Consider the following 3301-nt stretch of genomic DNA (forward strand, 5'->3'; position numbering starts at 1 on the left):
TAGATGTGTATAAGAGACAGGTGGGGGCCAGGGTGGTGGCGTTGATGGCGAGTTGGTCGGTGCCTTGCCGGTCGGGGATCAGGTAGCTGTATCCGCCGGTGCTGTTGCGCACCGCGATCGTGGCGCCGTTGATGCTGTAGTAGCGCACTGCGCTGACGGTGCCGGTGGCGGTGTTGAGGGTGAGTTGTTCGTCACCCATGTAGAACACGGTCGTGCCGGGGTCGCGCCGCACGACCGTGTTGCCGGTGGCGTCGTACACGTAGCTGGTGGTGTTGGCGCCGGTGGTGTCTGATTGGAGTTTGCCCTGCGTGGTCCACGCCAGGGACTGGTTGCCCAGGGCGCCGCCGGTGATGGAGGTGGTGTTGCCGGCCGTGTCGTAGCCGTAGGTGGCGGTATTGGCCGCCGCGTTCGGGCCGGAGGCGGTGGTGCCGGTGAGCGTGTGCGGCTGGTCGGTTGCAGAGGGCTGGGTCGGGTAGTTGTAGGTGGTGGTTGTGTCGTTGGCGGTGTTACCGGCGGTGTCATGGTCGGCCTGGGTGCGCCGGTCGCCGGCGGCGTCGTAGGTCCAGGACTGCCAGTAGGGAGCGAGCGGCCCGCCGACTGTGCCGCTGTTGCCCGGGGCGGGTATGGCCGCGCATTGGTCGGTGGCGCTCCAGGCCTGCTGCAGGCGGGTGGCGTAGTCGTAGGTGAAGCACTGGGTGTCCACCGTGCTGGCCGCGTTCTGCGTGTCGACGGCCTCGGTGAGCAGCCCGGAGCCCTTGGACACGCTGCCGGCGGCGTTGCCGAACGTGTATTTCAGGTCGTCGAGGGTGCCGTTGTAGGTAGAGTCGCTGGTCTTGACCTCGGTGAGCGCCTGGATCTGCGGGTCGTAAGTCATATCGACCGTCGCTGTGTCGGTGCCTGCGCCGCCGTACATGTACCGGACAGGCTGGCCGTATTCGGAGTACCCGGCGGCGGCGATGTAGTTGGCGTTGTAGCCGCCCGAGCCTTGCACCGAGAGGGTCTCGCCGAACAGGTCGTGGGCGTAGTTGATGTTCTCTGAGTTCAGGCCCCCTGATGCGGGGTCCGTTTCGGTGTCTAGCAGCCCTGCCAGGGTGTAACCGAACGTGGTGGTGTACCCCGTCGACGGCACCAGGTTGGTGCCCTCACCGGTCAGCGTGACCTTGCTGCCCATGGGTTTGGCCAGCGCGTTGTACCCGGTGACCGCGGAGGTGTAGGTGTCGCCGTTGGAGTACGACGTGGTGGAGGTCGGGTAGCCCACCGCGAAGGAGTCGTAGACGTACTTGCTCAACTGGTTGCTGCTCGACAGCGTCTGCGTCAGCGTCGTGTCGTAGCTCGCGGTGGCGCGCCCGTCGAGATCGTAGGTGTTCGTGGTCTGCTTGCCGCGCGCGTCGGTGGTGGTGATCAGCTGGCCAGCATTGTCGTAGGTTGACACACTGTGCCCGGCGTCCGGGTCGTGGGTGTCGGTTTTCTGCCCGAGCAGGTTGTAGGTCCAGGACCACTGGTTGCCGGCTGCGTCGGTCTCGGTGGCCGGCTTGCCCGCCGGATCGTAGGTGTACGTGGTGTCCGAGTAGTCCGACGGCGGGTCGCCCACGTAGTCGGTCGGCACGCCCGCGTGGTACTGGATCAGGTCGCTCTGGCGGCCGCGCGCATCGATCACGGACGTGGTGGCGGTGGCGCCGGCCGGCGGGATGGTGGTGGTAAAGTTCCCGCCGTACGTATAGGTGGTGCGCCAGGTTTCGGCGCCGTTGGCGTAGGCGATGACGGCGCTCTTGCGGCCGTCTCCGTCGTAGTTGTAGCCGGTGGCGGAGGGCACCTGCCCCGCTTGGGCCTGCACCGGAGTGGTGCTCACTGCGGCGGAGTTGTTGTACGGGGCGGTGCTCTCGGAGACCCAGCCGTCGGAGTTGTAGTAGGTGTCGGTGATGTTGCGGCTGTTGTCCGGGGTCTGGGTCTGGGTCTCGAAAGCGCGCAGCATCGCGTCGTAGAGGGTCTCGGTCACGTGGTAGCCGCTGGCGTCCGAGCCGAGCGCGTAGGTGTCGACGAATGAGACCGCGGTGTTGCTGATCGTGTAGGTGTACTTCAACACGGCAGGAGTGATGCCGGGTTTGAATACGGCGGCCATTCGGCCGAGCGAGTCGTACTGCTCGCTGGTGACGTACCCGGCCGGGTCGCTCTTCGCCAGCGGCAGGTCGCGCAGCGGGTCGAAGGTGGTGGTGGTCTTGTGGTTGAGCGGGTCGTACACCGCGATGCTGGTCGGCTGCGCGCCGGTGGCCGGAGTGTAGATGGTGTGGGTGGTGCGGTTGTCCGGGTCAGTGCTCGCGGTGGCGCGCCCGTACTCATCGACGCTCGCCTTTGACATCGTCGCGTAGGTCGGGGTCGATCCGGTGTAGGAGACCGCCTGCTGCGTCATCGTGGCGTCGCCCACCGTGGGCGCGGTGCCGAGTGTGGCGGAGCCGTCGTAGAAGATCAGCGTGTCGGAGACGGCATTGGCCGGGTAAGCCGGGGTGGTGGAGCAGTTCACTGAGACAGTCTTGGTCTCCGCGGGCTTGTCGAGGATCCAGGCGGTAGAACTGTCCGCGTAGCTGGCGGTGGTGCACAGGTCGTCCGCGGTGGTGGACACATCGCCCTGGTCGTTCGTCTTCGTGATGCGCCCGTAGGCGTCGTGGGTGTAGTCGGTCTCGCTCTCGCGTGTGGAGCCGTTCGCCAGCGGGGTGTAGACCTTCGTGTCCGCGGTGCCGGTCAAGAACGCGTACAGGGTGGGCAGGCCGGTCAGGGCGTGGGTGGCGGTCGGCGCGCTGGTCCACGGGTCGGTGACGGTGTCGGTGACCACGCTGGTGCCGTTGAAGACCTGCGTCTCGTAGGTCATGCCGTAGTACTGGTTGTAGTCCTTGACCGGCGGGTCGCCACGCGAGTCGGTGACGCTGACCGAGCGGGTGGTGCTGGAGGTCAGGTAGTCGCCGTCCATGCCGCGCAAATACCTGTACACGCCCTTGGTCACCGGGTCCGGGGCGGTGCCGGTGGACACGGTCATCTGCCCGAAGCCGCGCCACTGGTCCCAGGTACGCTCGTTGGTCGGGGTCGTCGGCACCAGGGGGTTGTCGTCGTAGTGCCACGCCGGGGAGCCGCCGGGAGTGTACGTGGTCTGGATCGTGTCCTGGGTCGTCGGGTCGTACTCGCTGACCGAGTTGACGATGTACTTGTTGAAGTAGTCCTTGATCGGCTGCGCTTGGCCGGTCGGGGTCCAGTAGCCCGGGTAGCACAGCATCGTGTTCTGCGAATCGTCGCTCGGCGTGGAGGAACCGCA

General features: G+C 66.5%; 1 protein-coding gene. It reads right to left on the bottom strand.

What is annotated here, in order from left to right; genetic code table 11:
- Positions 1–3301 (bottom strand): RHS repeat domain-containing protein (locus tag KGA66_RS32575; RefSeq protein ID WP_211472564.1); only part of this gene is annotated, 3301 nt, incomplete at both ends.

This window comes from Actinocrinis puniceicyclus (assembly GCF_018283645.1).
In the GTDB taxonomy this organism is placed as follows: domain Bacteria; phylum Actinomycetota; class Actinomycetes; order Streptomycetales; family Catenulisporaceae; genus Actinocrinis; species Actinocrinis puniceicyclus.